Below are 21,954 nucleotides of genomic sequence, written 5' to 3'. Positions count from 1 at the left end.
GGATACGCGGCATTTAGAAGCTTACTGCGATTTTAGCTGTACTGGCCGATACAGGCTGATCTGAAAATCAGGAATAAATCAGATGTATGGCATGCTGTTAAGCGGAGAATCATAAAGTTCAACGGATCTCATACGATTGCGACTCTAAAATTAGTTTAATATTCACGCAATATAATAATGCTTAAAAATAAGGAACTTCATGACCACTTACCAAATTCAATGCCATTTAAAATACAAGGTCGTGCAACCGACAGAATTTATTTTTATGCTTCAGGCGGCACATCATTCCGATCAGAATATTCTCGAAGAAAAACTCAGCTTTAATCTGCCCGTAGCATGGCATGAATTTCAGGATGCTCAGCATCAAAACCGTCATGTTCGGCTACAGGTTGAACCCTGTGACGCTTTTGAGCTGAATTATACGGCGACAGTGGTTCGTCAACCGAGTCTCTCTCTTGAGCTTCAGCAAGGTCTGAAAGAAGTAGCCATTCCTGAGCTGCCCGATGAAGTCTTGCCTTATTTGCTGGCCAGCCGTTATTGCAATTCAGATTTATTACTGGAAATGGCGAAACGCTCATTTGGCTGGATGACACCGGGCTATACGCGGGTCAAGGCGATTGAACAGTGGATTTATAACAATATTTTTTATGTGTCTGGTAGTTCCGACCAATTTACCACTGCCACAGATGTACTGGTGCATCGTGCAGGCGTATGTCGTGACTTTGCCCATTTAGGCATTGCCCTATGCCGTGCCTTGGGAATTCCGGCACGCATGGTGGTCGGTTATGTGGAAATTGAAAAGTTTTTACCCGATTTTCATGCCATTTTTGAAGCCTATTTAGACGGTGGCTGGGTGCAGTTTGATCCGACCCGTTTGGCTCCAGTCGAAAATCTCATTCGGATCGGCACTGGAATCGATGCCGGAGATGTGGCATTTTCAACCTATTATGGTGAGGTCGAGCTGTTAAAAATCCAGCCATTGATTCAACCTGAATGAATGATAGGCCGTAATAAAAGTGATCTAAGAGATATCTAAGTGAAATGGCTTAAAAGGATTTTTTCCATTCCAGAGGTGGGCGGAGATAGCGCAGCCCTTATAAAAAAATCTGGTTGAGTATTTTAAGCTAAGCGAAATATTGTTTTAAAAAGCCTGCGTTCGCGAATGATGAAAAGATGTAAAACACAGATGCCTTTCATCTGGCTTGGTTCTATAATGCCCAAAATCTATAAACAATAAGATCAGGCGCATTGTGTTTCACTCCCATCTCGACTGGCTCAATACCTTAAAACCGAATTTCAAAGTCCTTCCACTCAAAGACCGTTTGCTCTGCGGAGCTGGAGCACTATTGGGTTTGGTAGTTTCGTCCTTGTTGAGCTTATGGATTTTGGGGGATTTTGAAGCCTGGTATATTGCCCCGATGGGCGCATCCTCGGTATTGCTGTTTGCGGTGCCTGCCAGTCCTTTGGCACAGCCCTGGAATATTCTGGTCGGGAATACCATTGCTGCCGTGATTGGCGTGAGCTGTGCCTTGTTAATTGCCAGTCCGACCGAAGCCTTTAGTGTAGCTGTGGCCTTGGCGATCGTCCTGATGATGACCACGGATTCCCTGCATCCACCGAGTGGCGCCGTAGCGATTACCGCAGTGCTGGGTGGCCAGCCGGTGCATGAACTCGGTTATGCCTTTGTATTTTATCCGGTACTACTCAATTCAATTTTACTGATGGTAATTGCCATTGTCTTTAACCGGATGATTGGCAAGGATTATCCGCAGCAAGCCCAATTAAATACTCGTTCCAAGGATCCGACGCCGACCCAGAAAGTCACCATTCAACCGCAGGATATTCAGGAAGTGCTGGATCAGCGCACCGAGCTGCTGGATATCAGTGAATATGACCTGCAAAAAATCATTCTGGAGGCACAAAACCGCGCCAATGCGCGTGCGGTGCATGAATTTAGCTGCCAGGATATTATGACGAAGGATGTGGCAACCCTGCATGAAAATGATGATATCCAGCACGCACTGGACAAGTTTAAACAGATGAACCTGATGAGCCTGCCCGTCGTTAATGCCGATGAACAACTAGTCGGTACACTGGCAATGTATCAGGTGGTGGAATGGTTCAAGCGCGCGGCTGATGTCCGTAGCAGCTGGGAGCATCAGGTCAAACATATCATGACCCGTAAGGTAATTACGGTGCAGCCTTTACAACCCATTCAGGATCTGGTGCCGTATTTTGTCGAGCGTTCGTTCAACTATATTCCGGTGGTGAGCGAGCAGCAATTGGTGGGAATTATCAGTCGGGCAGATATGATTGCCGCACTGAATCAGGAGCTGAATCATTTTAAAATGAAAGTTTAAAACCGAATTAAAACGGAATTTAACAGAGCATGTGTGATCAACTCTGGTCAGCTTGCCGGCTGAGAAAACTGTAAAATAGTGCCATCGGCAGGGAAAAACACAGCAGAAACAAAAAATGGGAACTAAAATTTTCACTTGAAGGATGCGAGATATAGGCCAGAATCAGGGTTCCCAGTACGCAGCTCATTAAAATCGTGATGATATTAAACAGTTGATAATGGCGTAGCAGCAGGTGAGTCACCAATAGGAAAGGGAAGATCATCATCCAGTAAGTCAGGCAGACAAAAAAGCTAATAAAAAGCGCTGAAAACAGGCTCTTGAAAATGGAGAAAATCCCATAGCTGGCTTCATGAAATAGCGCATAAGGGAATAAAATTACAGCTATGATCAGAGGTGCAAGCGCGAGGTTAAATGTCATTTTCCAAGGGGAATTCTGGATCGGTTGAGAGATTAAGTGAAATATCCTGTCCACTATCTATCTGCTACTTTTTGATGTTTTTAATATAAAGACTTTATCTTTATCATTGTTAAAAGCATATTATTTTTCGATGAGAGAAAGATTCAACATATAGGCGATTAATACGACAAAGCACACCGGAGTGTGCTTTGTGGATGGTGTGATGCTTAAAACTTTAATGATTAAATAAAGAACCAGTAAATAAACAGTGAAATAATAAAGATACACATGATATTCAGTACAAAACCGACTTTCATCATTTCGCTTTGCTGGATATGACCGGTTCCAAAAACAATCGCATTTGGCGGGGTAGCAACCGGCAGCATAAAGGCACATGAGGCACCAATACCAATGACAATCACCAGAATTTCTTTGGGCATGCCCATCTGATCCGCAATCGCGGCAAATACTGGTACCAGCAAGGCAGCTGAAGCGGTATTACTGGTAAATTCAGTCAGGAAGATAATAAAAGTAGCGACTACGAAAATAATCATCAGCGGGGAGGCATCACCAAAGGCATTGGCCAGAGTTTGACCCAGTACCAGCGAACTGCCTGAATCCTTCAGAATGGCACTCAAGGTCAGACCACCACCAAATAGGTACAAGACCCCCCAGTCGGTATTTTCTGCAATCTGTTTCCAGCTTGCGGTACCCAGAATCACCACCATACAGGCAGCCAAAATTGCAATCCAGGTATCCGGCTGGGAAATACCAAAAATTTCGGTGAATTTTTTACTGAAAATCCAGGCAATTGCAGTACAGAGAAAGAGGATCATGGTGGCTATACGGGTGCCGGTCCAGGGAATATCTTCGGTCGCAAATTGTATTTTATGATTCAGTTTTGGACGTAGTACCAGATATAAACTGACCAGCATGGCAGGAAGAATAATGAACATCATCGGCAAGCCGATTTTCATCCAGTCGGCAAAATCATAGCCGAGGGCCTTGGCGGCAATGGCATTCGGAGGGGAACCGACCATGGTGCCCAGTCCGCCAATACTGGCCGAATAGGCAATGCCGAGCAGGATAAAGACAAAAGTTTTACGATCCTTGCTGACATCCAGATGTGAAAGCAAGCCTAAGGCCAAAGGCAGCATCATGGCAGCAGTCGCCGTATTGGAAATCCACATGGACAGCAGCGCCGTCACCACAAAAATCGCCAGTACAGAAATGCCCAGATGCCCTCTGGACATGGAGATGATCCACATGGCAATTTTCCGGTCCAGTTTCTGGATATGCAACGCCGTTGCCAGCGCAAAACCACCAAAAAACAGGAAAATGACAGGATCGGCAAAAGTGGCCAAAGCGGCTTGCGTGGTAATCGGAACCAGTTCTTCACCAGAGGCCATTGGCATGGCCAGTAATACTGCCATCACAGGGACGAGTAAAGCTGTAATCGTGATATGAATGGCTTCAGTCAGCCATAAAATACCGATAAAGGCTAAAAGTGCCAGTCCTTTATTGGCATTCTGGTCATAGGGCAGGTAAAGATATAAGCCATAGGCTACAATGGCTGCGACAAAAATAAGAATCCAGCCTTTAAGCAGCCCTTTGGGCATGGCATTGGTCGGGGTAGCTAGGTTGGTCTGAGTCATATGCTCTCCTTGCAAGATTTTTATTTACATCATTTTTTATATTAGCTTTAAATTTGTAATTTTGTTTTGCTTAAAAAATATCCTATTTAAAGATACTATAACCAGATTGTTGCAATAATCCAGTACTTTGCCAGAAGGCATACAGGCCCAAGCCGAAAAGTAAAGCCAAGACAATCCATTTGAAGTGTTGCTGAGATAAACGATGGCGTATTTTGCCTCCAATCCAGACACCAGCAAGGGCGAATAAGCTGATCCCGATCAGAATATGCTGTTGATGGGTTTCCAGTGTGATCAGAATTGGAAAAAGTAAAACCAGCTGGATCAGTTTACCGGCAATGAAATTGAGATTACTGATAATGACAATAGCTGTTTTAGACAGCTGGCAACTCATCAGATACATCATTAAAAAAGGTGCCATAGCATTGGTCGCACCTCCAATAATGCCGGCCAGTAAACCAAAACAGAGCATACTGGAAATATGCGGACTAACTTGCAAAGGCCGTGCCCGTAATTGGTCCAAGACATAAAATATGATTACTAGACCTAATAACAGTTTTAAATAAGCCTCATTTAGCCAAAGTAACAGTTTGACCCCGAGTACACTGCCGATCAGGCTACTAAGCATTAGTGGCCAATAGCGTTTTATATAATAGCCAATGCTATTCAAGAGACTATGCGTAGGATCGGCATTCAGCATGATCAGATTCAGCAGCAGGCAGGGCAGAATGACAAGCGTAACCGCGATACTAAGCGGATATGCACTGGACAGAACAGCCGTACTCATCATGGGAAAGCCAAAGCCGCTTAAACCATGCAGCAGGGCTGCTAAGGCACAGAGCCACAGCATCATCCATTCTGCCTGAGTCATGTGAAATCCATTTCAAAAATTGGAATCTTGAACTTATCGTGAATTCAACTAAGAAAGAAAGTGAAAAGCTGTAATACAGCAAAGAAATAACAAAAAATATAGGCAAAAAAAGCCACGATAACTTGGGGAAATTACCGTGGCATCAAAATTTCATCCCATTTAACCGGGGTGAAAGAGGAAGCTCTGCGATGAAACTGGTTAAGAACGCTTGTTAAAAATGACTGTACAGCTTAATAGCGTTTATCCTGATTCACTGTACGCACAGGATTTTGATAGCCCTGAGGTTGATGAACGCTGTCATGATCAATTCTGTACTGTTTTTTCGGCATGATTAACCACAACACCAGATAAACCAAAATACCCGGGAATGCGGCACTCATGATTGAAATCACCACAAAAATCAGACGTAATAAATTTGCGTTCCAACCAAAACGTTCAGCAATACCACCCATCACACCTGCAATCATGTTTGAGCGGTTAGAGCGATATAAACCAACATTGGCCATTAAAATCTCCTGATTAAAAATAGGTTTGAATCCTAAAACTGGATCCATACTTAAAGAAATGGAGTTTACTTAAACTTTTTAAAGTGCTGATTACAAATAAAATCGTTAAGTAATGTTAATAAAGATTAAAACCAGATCTAAGAGCTACTAACATAGTGAAAATTCTATTGAACTCTTGTGTAAAGTTCATCAGCTTTGCTGTGTTCTTTTTGCTCGCCATGTTTCCTATTTAGGTTTGTTAAAAATGAAATTGGATGTATCACGTTGTACATTAAGCAGTTTTTTTAAATGTAGCCTGATGTTGGGGAGTGTGGTGATTTTGCAAGCCTGTGATCAGCAGCAAGTCAAACCTGAAGGGGAAAGTCAGGCGACCTCAGAAGAGGGCGTTAAAATTTCCACTGCCAATACGAAGGCCGATGTAGTGACTGTCAGCGCCAAATCCTTAACTCAGGTCGCAGGGCAGGCGACTGTTCCGGTAGAAGCTGATTTAAACCCAGTAACTGTACCAGAGGATGCTAAAGCATTTATTGGCCGCTATCATACTGAAATCGATTGTGATGGCCGCTTTGCGCCTTGTACTGAAGGTAAGGCAGAATTTATTTTGACTCTAATGCCGGACGGTACGGTGCATCGCAGTATTTTACAGTATGGGAAGGTATTTATTGATAATACCAAAAGCAGCACCGCTCACAATATCACCTACCGTAAAGACCGCTGGTTTATCAATCCTGAGCGTACCGATATAGTAGTGAATCGTAAAGAAGGGGCGAGCTTTTACTATAAGATTAAAGATTCAAATCACTTAGTCATGAATCTGGAAAAAATCTATAGTGAAAAGGAAAAAACCAACCGGGAATTATTTGATCGTGGCTATCCGGCACCTTCAAAAGCCTATGAACTGGTCAAAGACACATCCTTTCATATTCAAGAATAATGCCCGATAATAATCGGCTGATCTGGTCGAAAGCTTAATTCAAATACTATTTAGATTAGACAATAAAGGCAAGTTGCGGGAACGCGTGAACATAAAATCTGGATGCAGAAATACACGACCAAAACATCGCAATTTAATTAAAATATAATAAGGGAAATCAGAGAAACATTCTAAGGAAAGAATGGTGGGTCGTCCGCGATTCGAACGCGGGACCAACGGATTAAAAGTCCGCTGCTCTACCAGCTGAGCTAACGACCCCGAGGAATAAAAATGATGATGACCATTTTTATGACGCAAAAGTGTGGTGTACTTTTACGTGATTCTTTCGGAAGATGGTGGGTCGTCCGCGATTCGAACGCGGGACCAACGGATTAAAAGTCCGCTGCTCTACCAGCTGAGCTAACGACCCATCAAGGGATATCAAATAAGTGGTGGGTCGTCCGCGATTCGAACGCGGGACCAACGGATTAAAAGTCCGCTGCTCTACCAGCTGAGCTAACGACCCCGAACTATTATTCAAACTAGGTTTGAATATGCAGTGCAAGTCAAGCTAAATAGCTTAAAGCACCACTTTGTTTGATGGAGCGTATTGTAGCAAGATCTCATTTCAGCGCAAGCAAAAAATAACAAAGTTGCCCATGTTTGATTATAAATACAACAATTATGCTTTATCTAAACAAAAAATAGGCAACTTCAGTACTTAGAAGCGATATTGATAGGCTTGGATATTGGCAAAAATATCTGCGGTGAGCTCGGAATACGCCGTTGCACCTGGCAATAAGACCAGCAGGCGTTCATCGGTTTTACTCGGATCAAATGCTTGCTCTTTCAATTTATTTTTCTGGTATTTAAAGGTGCCTGTAGTTTCGACCTGCTGTTGTAAGCGTAAAAATACCGGTACCGCATAAGCCGGTAAGCATTTTTTAAAGCAAGCGGTCATAGCTGCCAAATCTGCATCATTTAATTCTAGATCAGGTTGCAGGGTAATCGCGGCCATACCGGCACGACCATTGGTATTGGGAATTTCTACGCCATACACCACTGCTTCAACGATTTTGTCATACTCGATCAGCATGTTTTCCACTTCAGTTGTAGAAACATTTTCCCCTTTCCAGCGGAAAGTATCACCCAGACGATCGACAAACTGCGCATGACGGAAGCCGATATTGCGCACCAGATCTCCGGTATTGAAGTAAGCATCACCTTGGGTAAATACATCCTGCATGATGACTGACTTGTTTTTTTCCGGATCGGTATAGCCATCAAAGGGTGAACGGCGGGTAATTTTACCAATTAATAAACCAGTTTCGCCTTTTTTCACCCGCTTGCAGCGTCCTTTGGCATCCCGTACCGGCTCATGTTTATCTTTATCAAAAGCAATAATCGCATACGGTGTGGGTGAGAAACCAACAGTATTGTCAAAATTGAAAATATTGCTAAAGCCGACATTGCCTTCACTGGAGGCATACAGTTCCAGTACTTCCTGAATGCCAAAACGGGATTTAAATTTATCCCAGATATTCGGGCGCATCCCGTTACCAATCATCTTGGTCACGCGGTGGCCTTTTTCCAGTTCAGATGGGGGAGCATCCATCAGATAGCGGCACAACTCACCGACATAACCAATCGCAGAGGCATCAAATTTTTGCACATCCTTCCAGAAAGAAGAGGTCGAAAATTTACGGCGAATAGCCAGGGTGCTGCTCCCTGCAATGACACCGCACCAGCACACCACCATGCCTGTGGCATGATAAAGCGGGAGGGTACAGTACATCACATCATCTTTATTGAGATTCAGCACATGCCCATAGGTGCCATAAGCCAGCGTCCAGCGACCATTGGTAAAGATCACCGCTTTAGGTAGACCCGTGGTGCCCGAGGTGTAAATATAGAACAGCCCGTCTTTGCCCTGTACCGAATGAGTAGTTGATGGATTGAATTTGGGAGCAAGATCGGTTTTTTCAGCCAGGTTGATAAAGCCTTCAGGCGCCTGACCCGGATCGGCTTGAGTGTTTTGATTTGCAAACCAGTGCAGGCGGTCACTGCTAATATTCAGGTCATTACAAATCTCGTTGACTGCATGACGACACTCTTCACCCACAATCAGGGCAATCGGTTTGACCAGATTGATACTGTGCGTCAGCACCTTGCCGACTTGAGAGGTATTGACCAGAGCGGTGGTCACACCCAGTTTAGCCAGACCAATCACGCTGGCAATCAGCTCAGGGCGGTTCTCGACCATGACAGCAACAACATCACCTTTCTTGGCGCCCAAGGATAGATAGAAATGGGCAATCTGGTTGGCCCAGGCATTGAGAGCAGCATAGCTATAGCTTTGCTCTTCAAAACGCAAGGCAATGCCTTCCGGGTTACGCTTGGTGGCTTTTTCAAAAGCCAGACCCAGCCCGGCCGGTGTGTTCGGAGTACGTAAATATGCCTGTCTTAGACCAGTGAGCAAATTGGGCACTTTGGTCAAGAAAGCCGGGATTTTGGCAGCGACATCTGCAATCCCAATCAGATCGTGTGGTTTCATTTGGGTCATGAGAATCCTATTTATTTTTCGTATCCGATACGTTCAATTTATATACAGTAGACGAGCTATCCATCTTTTAGCGTTAAAACACTAGTGCAATCAACCTATTCTGACTAAATCTAGCAAAAAAAACCTAGTCACCGAAATGACTAGGTTTTTTTAGATGACTGCAATTGAGCAAATTATGATTCAGTTGCAGTATTGGCTTTTTTCGGTGGACGACCACGTGGACGACGTGGACGAGCAGCCTGTTTCTCCGCTTTTTCAGCTTCGCTGGCTTCAGTGTCTTCTGTTGTTACTTCGGCCTGATCCTGGGCTTCTGTAACAGGAGCTTCTGATTCAGCATTTGCTTCAACTGGCGCAGCATCTCTAGGTTGAGCTTCAGTCACTGGAGCCGCTTCTGTAGGAGCTGTATCTACTGGTGCCGTCGTTTCAGTCGCTTGTTCAGCTGGCTGAGCATTTACGGTTTCTTCAATAGCGATTTCAGTGGCTACTGGAGTTTCAGTTGCTGCTGCTTCAGCAGACTCTGCTTGTGCTTCTGTTGCTACAGGTGCTTCTGGTACAGTTTCAACTGCCGGAGCTGTTTCTACTTTAGCCTGTTGCTTGGCTTGTTGCAGGGCCTGTTCTGCAGCCTGTTTAGCCAGACGGCGACGCTCACGTGGATCGTTTGCGACACGTTTGTCCGACACCGGTTTTGGTGGAGTTAGATCCAGAACTGGAGCAGGCTCTGCTTCAACCTTGGCTACGGTCACTTGAACATCACGGGTGACCGGTTTTTTCTCTGTGGCAGGCGTTGCTGCAGCCACCAGACTCGCGTTGTACTCTTTTGTGAACTTCTCTAGAGCACGGTTGAAGGTTGGCAATAAACCAAACTGTTCAATCAGTACGGAGCAGTCTTCACCATAAACATGGCGAATCAGGCTACCAATGGTGAACTGACCCAACGTTGGTACTTGTGAAGGAGTCAACTTCTGAACTGTAGCCTGTTGAGGCTGTCCTTCACGCTGCTGACGACGACGCTGACGCGGATCGTTGCTGGCACGTGGTTTTTCAGCGCTTGATTCTTCAGCTGGCACAACCTCTTCAACAGGAGCTGTCAGTGCAGCTTCCACTACATTTTCAGCAGCGGCTTCTTCAACTGGCGCATCTGCCGGTGCAGTAACTTCAACCGTTGGCGTTACAACTGCAGCATTGTCATTCAATGCCACGATTTCGCTTTTCGCCTGGTCAATATTCACGACCATGGCTGTTGGCATCACGTCTTGACGTGGTGCATCGACCAACTCAACACGAAGCTGCTTGTCATTGACTGCTGGCGCTTCAACGACTGCAGGTGCTACTTGTTGAGCTTGCTCATTCAGTACGCTTGGATCGCGGTGGCGATTTGGACGTTCCTGACGTGGCTGGTTACGGCGGTCACGACGTGGCATTGCCTGTTGTGGCTGTTGTTCATTGTTTTGAACATCATTTTGCTGAGATGGCTCGTTATGATGCTGACGGCGAGAATTACGCTTGTTTTCACGTGCTTCATGACGTTGTTCTTGACGAGATACCTGAACCACTTCTTCATGCACCTGATGTTGCTGAGGAGCGGAAGCTTCAGACTGAACCTGCTCACGCGGTTCTTTGTGCTTCGGATTGCGTGGTTTTTTGTTGTTATGACGTGGTGCTCTTTCATCACGCTCTGCCGGTTTTTCAGCATCACGTTCCTGTTTTTGCGCTACAGTCGATGGTGCCAGGTAAGCATTGCTGCTTGCCGGAGCAGCAGGTTGAGACACTTGCTGTGGAGCAGGTTGTGCCACCGGTGCAGACAATTGACCGAACTGACCACGGCTCACCGCACCGCCATTGATCATTTGTTCAATTGCTGCAGCTGCATTGTTGGCAGTACGCGATTGATCAACAGTCGCTGCCTGTTTTTGAACAAACAGGTTTTCTAACCATGCGCATGGGCTAGATGCAGGAGCAGCAACTTGTGCTTGGGCTGGAGCTTGTTGCGCAACAGGTACTTGCTGTGCATTTTGGTTTTGCTGGTTACGGCGTTTATTGTTTCTGCCGTTGTTTTGCTGTTGAGCAGGCGCTGGTGCAGCAGCATGCGTATGTTGTTCTTCTTCTAAATGCCATTCAGATGACTCATAGCCCAACTCTTTTTCACTTGAACGAGTTGCTTCAGTACGTTCATAGCTGGTTGGTGCAAAGCCTTCGGCATTATAAGTGATTTCATAATGCGGTGTTTCCAGATGCGGGTGAGGCAACACAGTCACACGTACATTTGAAGTCTGTTCTAAATAGACCAAGGTGTGACGTTTTTCATTCAATAAGAAGGCAGCAATTTCGACTGGAACTTCGACTTGAACTTCACCATGACGTTCACGTAGCGCGATCTCTTCCACTTTACGCATAATCGAAAGTGATAAAGAACGAAGATCACGAACCATGCCGGTACCATGGCAGCGTGGGCAAACGTAGCCAGTCGCTTCTTCAAGAGAAGGACGCAGACGTTGACGGCTCATTTCCATCAAACCAAAACGTGACAATTGACCGAACTGGATACGGGCACGGTCACTTTGCGTCGCTTCACGCAGCTTCGCTTCCACCATACGCTGGTTGCGGTCTTTGGTCATGTCGATGAAGTCGATCACCACCAGACCACCGATATCACGTAAACGTAATTGACGCGCGATTTCTTCTGCCGCTTCAATATTGGTATTTAACGCGGTGTCTTCAACGTCGCTACCGCGAGTCGATTTTGCCGAGTTAATGTCAATTGACACTAAAGCTTCAGTTTGATCGATTACGATCGAACCGCCCGAAGGAAGTTTTACTTCACGTTCATAAGCAGTTTGAATTTGACTTTCAATCGCGAAATGCGCAAATAAAGGTTCATTTAAGGTATAAGTTTTCAGTTTTTCTAACTGACGTGGCATTACCGCTTTTACGAAGTTATAAGCTTCGTTATAAGCTTGTTCTGAGTCAATCAGGATTTCAGCAACATCATCACGCAGGTAGTCACGAATGGCACGTGTTACCACACCCGCTTCCTGATGTACCAGCATTGGCGATGGGCCTGAACTTGCCGTGCTCTGGATTTGTGCCCAAAGGTCTAACAAGTGCTGTAAGTCGAGTTGCAATTCTTCTTGTGAACGGCCAATCCCGGCAGTACGCACAATCACGCTCATACCACGTGGCACGTTCAGTGTTGCCAGCATTTCTTTCAGTTCTTCACGCACTGAACCGGAAATCTGACGGCTGATACCACCACCTTTCGGGTTGTTTGGCATTAATACCAAATAACGGCCAGCAAGTGAGATAAAAGTAGACAGGGCAGCGCCTTTGTTGCCACGCTCTTCTTTTTCCACCTGAACCAGAAGTTCGGTGCCTTCAGTGATCAGTTCACGGATATTTGAAGTTTGGCGAGGGTCGGCTTTGTAATATGAATTTGCGATTTCACGCATTGACAGGAAGCCTTGGCGACCTGCACCGTATTCAACGAATACAGCTTCTAAAGAAGGTTCAACGCGAGTCACGTGACCTTTGTAGATATTGGATTTTTTTTGTTCACGGGTACGATTTTCTAAATCAAAATCGTAAAGACGCTGACCAGTGACAAGTGCAACGCGAATTTCTTCGGCATGTGTTGCATTAATCAACATACGTTTCATGGGTGTAACACCTTATAGTGATACACAGCAAAAAATCGCTATACACGTAGCGAACATCACACATCACGGATCAATGGCTCAAATCTGCAATGAATTTCATTGTGGTTTGAGTCTTTTATGACCGAGCTCTATTTAATATAGATGGGCTTCGGTTTTTGATTCACGTATTGATGATGGCAATACGGCTTCAATCTTTAAACGGATTAAAGTCACCTGAACGCTTCACTGGCGGACGAGCGGTGCATTGGATGTGTGTAACTTTCACTGTCACATTGCTCGAAGATCATCCCTTCTTTATAGAAAGTGTCTTGATACGGAATTGTCGTCGTATCTTTACAAACTGTGCAGATCCAATGCATCAACGCTGTAGCCTGAAGTCGTCTTCAGGTTGCGACTAATCTGATGTGTATCAGTTTACGTTTAAAAACCAACAAAGTTGGCGACATATTTTTTAAGACAAACTGATTTATGTACCTGAGGTACAATTAAACGCAACAGTTTGCTTTGTTTGCCGATATAATAAGCCTTCGGCGTGGCATAATTCTTTGGGGACCTTCCCGTATCATGTGAGTCTTTAATTGAACAATCAAGTTCAGAAAAATCTGAAATGATTCAACTTTTACTCACAAACGATGGTTTCCGTGCGCTGACTATATCAAACCTTGCATCATCTGCCTATGGGCTAAGCTTATGTTTCTTGTGTAAAGCATAACCTAAGTGATCAGTTTTTAATCAATTTTAGTATTTTTTGGGTCATAGTAACTGTATGAATTCTACGCAACAATGGCAAAACGTCACTTGGTTTGAAGTGGATGAACATCAAGATGGACAACGCATCGATAATTTCCTGTTTAGTCGTCTGAAAGGTGTGCCAAAAAGCCGTATCTATCGTCTGATTCGTGAAGGCCAGGTTCGCGTTAATAAAAAACGCATTAAAGCAGAAACCAAACTCGCAATCGGTGACCAGATTCGCGTTGCGCCGATTCGCTATGAACAAAAAGATGAATCTGCTGCACCTGTTTCTGACAAAGTGGCACAAGGCTTATTGGCCCGTGTGATTTATGAAGATGAAGGTTTGATGGTCGTGAATAAACCTTCCGGGATTGCTGTGCATGGTGGTAGCGGTGTAGCCTATGGCCTGATTGAGGGCTTGCGTGCCGCAACCGGTAAAAAGTATCTGGAACTGATTCACCGGATTGACCGTGATACTTCCGGTCTGGTGATGATTTCCAAAAAGCGTAGCGTGTTGAAAACATTACAAGATATGTTGCGTGAACATAAAATCAAAAAAACCTATGCCGCTGTAGTAAAAGGGCAGGTCAGTCTGGATAAACAGCTGATTGATGCACCTTTACATCGTTACGAGCTGGCCAATGGTGAACGTCGTGTCTGCGTGTCCCCGAAAGAAGGTAAAGAGTCTAAAACCCAGTGGAATGTGCAGGAACGTTTTATGCATGCCACACTGGTGTATGCATCTCCGCTTTCTGGTCGTACCCATCAGATTCGTGTTCATGGTTTGAGTATTGGTCATCCGCTAGTAGGCGATGAAAAGTATGGTCATGAAACAGAATATCGTGGGCCAAAACCACGCCGTTTGTGTTTACATGCAATGCGTCTGGACATTCCGGGCTATCCAGCGATTGAAGCGCCATTGCCGGAAGATATGCAGAGTCTGGTGGCGCAGTTAAGAGCGCAGAAAGCGGATAAACCGGCTGCCCAATAAGGACTTATTTTTTCTTTTAATAAATTTAATCCACCCTCACCCTCCTTTGAAAAAGGAGGGAATTCCCCTATTTCTTAAAGAGGGCTAGGGGAGATTAAATTTCGAAAGAATCCTCTCCCTAAGCAGCACTGCTGAGCAAGTCTCCTTCTTGCACGTCGTTTAAAGCAGTGCTTTAAACTCGTTCAGGAGAGGGAACGTTACTTATTAAATAGTAATGTTGAATTAAAACTTCATTGATAATTCGACTTTATTGGTTCTTTTATTAAAGTCATTTGCTTAAGAATGAAAAATTCCTTCTCCTTGTAGGAGAGGGCTTCAAGACTGAATCAAATCTAGGAAATCTTTTATGAACTCACCTGTAAAATTGGTCATTTTCGATTGGGATGGCACTTTATTTGATTCAGTCGGTCAAATCGTGGCGAGTTTGCAGTTTGCCGCACAGCAGTTTCAGCAGCCGTTAACGGATGCAGATGCGAAAAGTATTATTGGACTGGGTTTACCTGAAGTTGCACAGCGTTTATTCCCGACAGTACCAGAATTACATACGGATATTTTGCAGGCTTATTCCGATCATTATGTTGCCAACTCATCAGGAGACTCCTGGTTTGAAGGCGTAGCGCACATGCTCGCAGATTTACAGCAGCAAGGCGTGAAGCTGGCAGTAGCCACAGGGAAAAGCCGTAAAGGTCTGGATCGTGTATTAAAACAGACGAACAGTGAAGAGCTGTTTGTGAGTACGCGCGCAGCCAGCGAAACCCATTCTAAACCTCATCCACTCATGTTAGAAGAAATTCTGGCGGAAACCGGTGTGCAGGCTGAACATGCGATTATGGTCGGTGATACGTCTTATGATCTGGAAATGGCGCAAAATATTGCCATGCCAAGCGTTGGGGTAAGTTATGGCGTGCATGCGCCTGAACTTTTAGCTCAATTTAATCCCGTTTGTATCGTGGATGATGTGGCTGCTTTGCATAGCGCTTTGTTGGCTAAAGTCCAATGGAAACAAGCAGTTTAATCCAGTATCTTGGTTGTAATGAAAAACAAGCAGTTCCCCGGTTTAAATTGGCTGGGGAATGCTGCAGATTTAAGCGCTGGTTCTTATCTTTTAGTCTAAAGTCGTAATTGTACTGATTTTATTCGGTCATATTATGGCAGTTATTTTGCTAAATAACGATGTGTTTTAAACAATAAGATTTTGTTTTATTTAATTTTTTATAAATTATTCTTATAGATAATAGCTATAGCAAAAAATAAAATAACTATTGGCACAAACGCCGGATTTTTCCCATCCTAAAACTGTTTATTCCTATGCTCGCTCTGAGAAAGGCAGTCCATGCGGATGATCAGCCTGATCATTTTCATATTTTCTGTCCTTCTTAGATCCCAGCATAAGCCTAATTTTTGCAGTTTAAGGAAACATTGATGTCGAATTCTGCTGTTGTTGAATCAGTTGCACAAGCACTTCGTAGCGCTGAATTATCACAAACTGCGATTGCACCGATTCGCCCGGAACTTGGCGGTGAAAGTGCTGACGTAGATATCGCCTATGCCGTTCAGGAAGTGAATACCGAGCGTGCTTTGTCTGAAGGTCGCCGTCTGGTGGGTCGTAAAATCGGTTTGACGTCTAAAGTCGTTCAAGCGCAACTGGGTGTAGATCAGCCGGATTTCGGTATGTTATTTGCCGACATGGCCTATGGCGATGGTGAAGCAATTCCAGCTGGCCTTCTGATTCAGCCGAAAGTTGAAGCAGAAATCGCATTGGTGATTAACCAGGATTTAACCAAAGAAAAACACACGTATGCAGACATTATCAGCGCAACTGATTATGCACTGCCTGCAATTGAAGTGGTCGATAGCCGTATCGAAAACTGGAAAATCAGCCTGATTGATACTGTGGCGGATAACGCATCTTCTGCTGCATTTATCTTGGGTTCTCAGCCGGTTAAGTTAGAAAAACTTGATCTTGTGAACTGCAAGATGGTGATGACGCGCGGTGAGGAAGTCGTTTCTCAAGGCGTGGGTAAAGCATGTCTTGCAAACCCACTCAATGCTGCGGTTTGGCTTGCAGATGAAATGGTGCGTCGTGGCCGTCCATTGTTGGCAGGTGACATCATCTTGACGGGTGCTTTAGGTCCAATGGTTGTGGCGCAACCAGGTGATGAATTCAAAGTTGAAATTGAAGGCTTCGGTTCAGTAACCGCTGCATTCGCTGCTGAATAATCAAGATTCCAAGAGAGTACATTCATGAAAAAGATTAAATGTGCAATGATCGGTCCAGGGAATATTGGTACTGATTTGCTTTATAAATTACAACGCAGCGAATGGTTAGAGCCTGTTTGGATGGTGGGGATTGACCCGACTTCTGAAGGTTTGGCGCGTGCTGCGAAAATGGGTTTAAAAACCACAGCTGAAGGCGTTGATGGTCTTCTTCCTCATGTGATTGCTGATGACATCAAAATTGCATTCGACGCAACTTCTGCCTATGTCCATGCTGAAAACAGACGCAAGCTGAATGAACTTGGCGTGTTGATGATCGACTTAACGCCTGCTGCGATTGGTCCATTTTGTGTACCACCAGTCAACCTTGAAGCATTACTACAAGCGGGCGAAGTACCAAACGTGAACATGGTGACATGTGGCGGTCAGGCAACGATTCCGATGGTGGCTGCGGTTTCTCGCGTTCAACCTGTTGAATACGGCGAAATCATTGCAACTGTATCGACTAAGTCGGTTGGTCCGGGAACGCGTAAAAACATTGATGAATTCACACGTACTACTGCAGGTGCCATTGAGAAAGTCGGCGGCGCGAAACAAGGTAAAGCGATCATCATCATTAACCCGGCTGAGCCACCTCTAATGATGCGTGATACTGTTCACTGTCTAGTAGAAGGTGAGCCGGATCAGGCAGCGATCACTGAATCTGTACATGCCATGATCAAGGAAGTTCAAAAATACGTACCAGGTTACAAGCTTGTAAATGGTCCTGTATTTGATGGCAACCGTGTATCAATTTACTTGGAAGTTGAAGGTCTGGGTGACTTCCTGCCGAAATACGCAGGCAACCTGGATATTATGACTGCAGCAGCTGCACGTACTGCAGAAATGTTCGCAGAACACGTGTTCAACATCGCTGAAGCTTAAAGGAATACCAAAATGTCTAAGATTATTGTTCATGATATGACTTTGCGTGATGGTATGCACCCGCAGCGCCATCAAACGACTGTTGAGCAAATGATTGCAATTTCAACAGCACTTGATGATGCTGGCGTACCTTTAATTGAAGTAACACACGGTGACGGCCTGGGTGGTTCATCAGTGAACTACGGTTTTGCTGCTGCAACGGATGAAGAATACTTGTCTGCTGTTGTGCCACGTATGAAAAATGCAAAAATTTCTGCATTGCTTTTACCTGGTATCGGTACGGTTGACCATTTGAAAATGGCACATGAAATTGGTGTTTCTACCATTCGTGTGGCGACGCATTGTACTGAAGCGGATTGTTCTGAGCAGCACATCACCGCTGCACGTAAACTAGAAATGGACACTGTGGGCTTCTTGATGCTTGCGCATATGGCATCTCCTGAAAAATTGCTTGAAGAAGCAAACAAGATGGTGTCTTACGGTGCAAACTGTATCTATGTGACAGATTCAGCGGGTTATATGCTTCCGCAGGACGTGATCGACCGTGTGGGTCACTTACGTCAACACTTGGATTCAAGCATTGAGCTTGGTTTCCACGGTCACCACAACTTAGGCATGGGTGTATCGAATACTGTTGCTGCGGTTCAGGCAGGTGCGGTACGTGTTGATTTGGCGTCTGCAGGTTTAGGTGCTGGTGCGGGTAATACACCACTCGAATTGTTTATCGCTGTGGCAAACCGTATGGGTATGGACACTGGTGTTGACTTGTTTAAAGTACAAGACGTTGCTGAAGATCTGGTGATTCCAATGATGCACAACCCGATCCGTGCCGACCGTGATGCGGCAACTTTAGGTTATGCCGGTGTTTACTCTTCATTCCTGTTGTTTGCTAAACGCGCTGAAGCGAAATATGGCGTATCTGCGCGTGAAATCCTGATGGAACTTGGTCGCCGTGGTACGGTTGGTGGTCAGGAAGACATGATCGAAGACTTGGCATTAACCATGTCTAAAGCGCGTGAGTTACAAGCTTAATTTTTAATGCAATCGTATTAAAATAAGGCTAATAAAAAAGCATCCAAAGTGGATGCTTTTTTATTATGAAGTAGTTTTAATAATATATTAAAACTCTGATCTCAGATATTTTAGTTATAGTGTTATGTGAAGATTATTTTAGTTTAATTTTTTCCTTAAACATAAAAACGATAAATAAAAAATATTATCTTAAAGTTTTTAAAAAAATTGCGCTTATTAATAAAGGAAACAGAAATTTGAATTAAATATCCGGTCAAATTTTTATTTTCTTTAATCGGTTTAAAATCTAAGAGATTGAGCGCTTAAATCTGGGCTTGGAATATGGAGAGCTAAAAGAGCAAAAGTTTAATACTGTGGTCGGATTTTTTATTTAAACCGACTTGCGCATGATGGCGGCATGGATTTTATCAGCTGAATGGGGAACTCATCATGCGTCGTCACAATTTACGGATTGCAATGCTTGCTGCGACAGCAACTTTAGGGACAACTGCAACGAATGCAGATTTTATTGACGACAGCAATGTTCAACTCAAATTTAAAAACTTTTATCTAGACCGTCAGTATCAAGATAACTACTCATCACGTAACTGGGGTTCTTGGTCACAAGGCGTGACTCTGGATGCCAAGTCCGGTTATCACGATATCGGTGGTGGTGTGCAGGTCGGTGCTGATGTACTGGTTCAGCATGCAGTTAAACTCAATGGCCGTGATAAAAATCCGGACTGGGTTTTACCACACGATGGCAAAGAATCAAAAGACCATTTCGGTAAAGTCGGCGCGACCTTAAAAGCCAAAGTGTCACAAACTGAACTGAAAGTCGGTGAGTTATTGCCTGTATCTCCAGTCTTGGTATTTGATCCATCGCGTCAGTTATTGACGACTTATAGTGGTGCCTGGTTAGAGTCTAAAGACCTTAAAGATACCAAGTTAACTCTGGCTTATATTGATGGTATTAACAACCGTTATGACAACCAGTTCCGTGATTTAACTAAATTTTCTCCACCAAGTTTCTATGATACGGGTGCTGAAGCTGATGGCATGTGGATTGCGGGTGTAGACCACCAGCTTACTAAAGAAGTAGGGGCGAGCTACTGGTATGCCGATGTTCAAGACATTTACCAACAGCATTATCTGGGTGTGAATTATAAAACTGCGCTTGGTGAAAAAACCAAATTAGATAGCCACATCCGTTACTTCGATAACTCGGAGTCAGGTGACAAGCTGTATGGTGAGATCGATAACCAGGCATTATCTGTCGCTGCAAAAGTGAATCATGGTGCACATACCGTAGGTGTAGGTTACCAGCAAATGTTTGGTGATAGCGCATTCCCGACATTGGGTGGCTGGGTGCCACAGCCTTATCTGGCGAACTGGGGGGTAGCGACCTTTACCGCGCCTGAAGAAAAGTCATGGAATGTTGCTTATGGCTATGATTTCTCTGAAATGGGTGCAAAAGGCTTAAATGTAACAGCCGTATATTTCAAAGGTTATGATCAGAAAGGGACGGGGGCGTATCAAGGTCAGAACTTCAATACGGATGAAGTGAATGCCATCGTGAACTACACTGTGCCAGAAGGTAAATTAAAAGGTTTGGGTGTACAGGCGATGTATATTGATGTGAATTTTGCCAATCCAGCAAAACCAGACCTGCAAGAATACCGTGTCGCCACCACTTATACGCATAAATTCTAATACCCGTATATTTTAAAAGCAGTCAGTCTTCTGGCTGCTTTTTGGTTTAGGAATGCAGTTAAAACCTTAGTTTATGTAGGGTTTAATTTATAAAAAAATATATAAAACAAACACTTAAATTATATCTATTTTGTTGGGTGCAATCGTAATTTTGTATCAGTTTGCTGCAGCTGAGCGGTTAATATAAGGGTGTACACAAGTCATTTTAATGAGTCAACTTGACGTCGAATTCTTGAAAATAGAGGGACACGCAAGCGAAAGACTGTAAGAGGAAGCAATATGAGCACTGTTCAAATCCCTGACTATCAAACAGATCCATTCTTTGGCTTAGAAGACAAATGGATTGAAACCGCTGAAGGCGAGTTGACCCATTACCACGAAATTGGTGAAGGTACGCCTATTCTATTTTTACACGGTTCAGGTACAGGTGTATCGGCCGCGGCAAACTGGTGGTTAAATCTGCCACAAATTGGTGAACAGGCACGTTGTATCGCGATTGATACCGTTGGTTATGGCCAAACTGTGGTTGCGCCGGGTACTGAATATGGTATCCGTGCCTGGGTAGATCATGCGATTCGTACGCTAGACGCTTTGGGTATCGAAAAAACCTGGTTAGTGGGTAACTCTCTGGGTGGCTGGTTAGCATTCCAGATGGCATTGGATTATCCAGATCGCATTTTGGGTATCGTGTCTATGGGTACGGGCGGTGCGAAACAGACAGCTGCACTTAAAGCTCACGCAAACCCAGTTCTTACAGAAGAAGGGATCAAGAAAACTCTTTCTATGTTTGTCGTAAATAAAGATCTAATTACTGATGAACTGGTAAAAGTACGTTTTGCTTCTGCTGCAAATGACTATGCATCAAATCGTTTAATGGATGTGGTTGGCGCACGTGACCGTGACCGTTTCGAATTCCCATTAGACTTCGAAAAAATGAAAGACATTACTGTGCCTGTACTATTGATTCATGGTACGCAAGACGTGGTGATTCCGGTTTCTCGTACTTGGGACATCCTGAACATCGTGCCAAATGCTGATGCACATATCTTCAGCCAATGCGGTCACTGGTCTCAAGTTGAAAAAGCAGATGAGTTCAACACTGTGATCAAAAACTACCTGGCTGTTCACGGCGTAAAATAAGTTTGATACAGTTTTAAAAAAGGATGGCTTTGGTCATCCTTTTTTATATCGGAAATATTTAAGGTAGCGCACCTAAGTGAGTTTGATTCTCATTTATTTGAATAAATATAAAAATCTAATAATTTTTATAGGTTTGAGCTATTTAAACTGAGAAAAATCCGAATGAAACTTTATTAGACTTAAGTGGTAAATGCAGTACATTTAGAGCTAAAAATACACAATTTGGGTCAAGGGCAAGTGACAAATTTAAGCGCCAGAAATAGATTCTTTATTATAAAATAGAATTAAAAATGGATTCTTAAGCATAAAAT

At 44.1% G+C, this 21,954-nt stretch carries 16 protein-coding genes and 3 tRNA genes; 10 read left to right on the top strand and 9 right to left on the bottom strand.

What is annotated here, in order from left to right; all coding sequences use genetic code 11:
- The first annotated feature begins 199 nt into the window (after positions 1-199).
- Both ACP7BU_RS07415 and ACP7BU_RS07410 read left to right on the top strand, forming a co-directional pair.
- On the top strand, positions 200-997 hold the full coding sequence (locus tag ACP7BU_RS07415) for a transglutaminase-like domain-containing protein (RefSeq protein ID WP_425879037.1): 798 nt from the start codon (positions 200-202) through the stop codon (positions 995-997).
- 253 nt (positions 998-1,250) lie between these two features.
- Positions 1,251-2,360 (top strand): HPP family protein, encoded by a 1,110-nt coding sequence (locus ACP7BU_RS07410; RefSeq protein ID WP_044111804.1) that lies wholly within the window; start codon positions 1,251-1,253, stop codon positions 2,358-2,360.
- 37 nt (positions 2,361-2,397) lie between these two features.
- On the opposite strand, the gene ACP7BU_RS07405 is transcribed toward ACP7BU_RS07410, so the two are convergent.
- The 4 genes from ACP7BU_RS07405 to ACP7BU_RS07390 all read right to left on the bottom strand — a co-directional run bounded on the left by ACP7BU_RS07405 (position 2,398) and on the right by ACP7BU_RS07390 (position 5,786).
- Positions 2,398-2,778, bottom strand: coding sequence for a hypothetical protein (locus ACP7BU_RS07405; RefSeq protein ID WP_425879040.1), 381 nt, complete (start codon positions 2,776-2,778; stop codon positions 2,398-2,400).
- 221 nt (positions 2,779-2,999) lie between these two features.
- A complete protein-coding gene (locus tag ACP7BU_RS07400) occupies positions 3,000-4,412 on the bottom strand; it encodes an SLC13 family permease (protein WP_425879042.1) in 1,413 nt (470 codons plus the stop codon).
- A gap of 82 nt (positions 4,413-4,494) precedes the next feature.
- Complete coding sequence (locus ACP7BU_RS07395; protein WP_219308259.1) at positions 4,495-5,280, bottom strand: sulfite exporter TauE/SafE family protein; 786 nt, start codon at positions 5,278-5,280, stop codon at positions 4,495-4,497.
- Positions 5,281-5,510: 230 nt separating this feature from the next.
- Positions 5,511-5,786, bottom strand: a complete 276-nt coding sequence (locus tag ACP7BU_RS07390; protein WP_004278536.1) for a PspC domain-containing protein — start codon at positions 5,784-5,786, stop codon at positions 5,511-5,513.
- Positions 5,787-6,030: 244 nt separating this feature from the next.
- Here ACP7BU_RS07390 and ACP7BU_RS07385 point away from each other — a divergent pair, with 244 nt between their 5' ends.
- Positions 6,031-6,720 (top strand): hypothetical protein, encoded by a 690-nt coding sequence (locus ACP7BU_RS07385; protein WP_314107582.1) that lies wholly within the window; start codon positions 6,031-6,033, stop codon positions 6,718-6,720.
- 182 nt (positions 6,721-6,902) lie between these two features.
- On the opposite strand, the gene ACP7BU_RS07380 is transcribed toward ACP7BU_RS07385, so the two are convergent.
- The 5 genes from ACP7BU_RS07380 to ACP7BU_RS07360 form a co-directional block, all read right to left on the bottom strand.
- Positions 6,903-6,978 (bottom strand) — tRNA-Lys (locus ACP7BU_RS07380).
- Positions 6,979-7,053: 75 nt separating this feature from the next.
- A tRNA-Lys gene (locus ACP7BU_RS07375) sits at positions 7,054-7,129 on the bottom strand.
- A 20-nt stretch (positions 7,130-7,149) separates the two neighbouring features.
- Positions 7,150-7,225: transfer RNA gene (locus ACP7BU_RS07370), tRNA-Lys, on the bottom strand.
- A 195-nt stretch (positions 7,226-7,420) separates the two neighbouring features.
- Entirely contained in the window at positions 7,421-9,262 is a 1,842-nt protein-coding gene (locus tag ACP7BU_RS07365) for a long-chain-acyl-CoA synthetase (RefSeq protein ID WP_425879045.1), read from the bottom strand.
- 173 nt (positions 9,263-9,435) lie between these two features.
- Positions 9,436-12,915: an Rne/Rng family ribonuclease gene (locus ACP7BU_RS07360; RefSeq protein ID WP_425879047.1), complete on the bottom strand. Its 3,480-nt coding sequence runs from the start codon at positions 12,913-12,915 to the stop codon at positions 9,436-9,438.
- 766 nt (positions 12,916-13,681) lie between these two features.
- Here ACP7BU_RS07360 and ACP7BU_RS07355 point away from each other — a divergent pair.
- The 7 genes from ACP7BU_RS07355 (at position 13,682) to ACP7BU_RS07325 (ending at position 21,643) form a co-directional block, all read left to right on the top strand.
- Positions 13,682-14,638, top strand: coding sequence for an RluA family pseudouridine synthase (locus ACP7BU_RS07355; RefSeq protein ID WP_004278531.1), 957 nt, complete (start codon positions 13,682-13,684; stop codon positions 14,636-14,638).
- A gap of 346 nt (positions 14,639-14,984) precedes the next feature.
- Positions 14,985-15,653 carry an HAD-IA family hydrolase gene (locus ACP7BU_RS07350; RefSeq protein ID WP_314137536.1) on the top strand — a complete coding sequence of 223 codons (669 nt, stop codon included), beginning with the start codon at positions 14,985-14,987 and terminating at the stop codon, positions 15,651-15,653.
- 407 nt (positions 15,654-16,060) lie between these two features.
- Positions 16,061-16,858, top strand: coding sequence for a 2-keto-4-pentenoate hydratase (locus ACP7BU_RS07345; RefSeq protein WP_425879050.1), 798 nt, complete (start codon positions 16,061-16,063; stop codon positions 16,856-16,858).
- 24 nt (positions 16,859-16,882) lie between these two features.
- Positions 16,883-17,779 (top strand): acetaldehyde dehydrogenase (acetylating), encoded by an 897-nt coding sequence (locus ACP7BU_RS07340; RefSeq protein WP_425879052.1) that lies wholly within the window; start codon positions 16,883-16,885, stop codon positions 17,777-17,779.
- Between the two features lie 12 nt (positions 17,780-17,791).
- A complete protein-coding gene (gene dmpG / locus ACP7BU_RS07335; protein ID WP_005245890.1) occupies positions 17,792-18,811 on the top strand; it encodes a 4-hydroxy-2-oxovalerate aldolase in 1,020 nt (339 codons plus the stop codon).
- Between the two features lie 429 nt (positions 18,812-19,240).
- The gene (locus ACP7BU_RS07330; RefSeq protein ID WP_425879054.1) at positions 19,241-20,503 is read left to right on the top strand and encodes an OprD family outer membrane porin; all 1,263 of its coding nucleotides are present in this window, start codon (positions 19,241-19,243) and stop codon (positions 20,501-20,503) included.
- A gap of 279 nt (positions 20,504-20,782) precedes the next feature.
- Positions 20,783-21,643 carry an alpha/beta fold hydrolase gene (locus ACP7BU_RS07325; protein ID WP_213686461.1) on the top strand — a complete coding sequence of 287 codons (861 nt, stop codon included), beginning with the start codon at positions 20,783-20,785 and terminating at the stop codon, positions 21,641-21,643.
- Positions 21,644-21,954 lie beyond the last annotated feature (311 nt).

The organism is Acinetobacter sp. 40AMC3-4 (genome assembly GCF_049898185.1).
Lineage (GTDB): Bacteria > Pseudomonadota > Gammaproteobacteria > Pseudomonadales > Moraxellaceae > Acinetobacter.
This window is presented reverse-complemented; position numbering and strand designations above follow the sequence as displayed.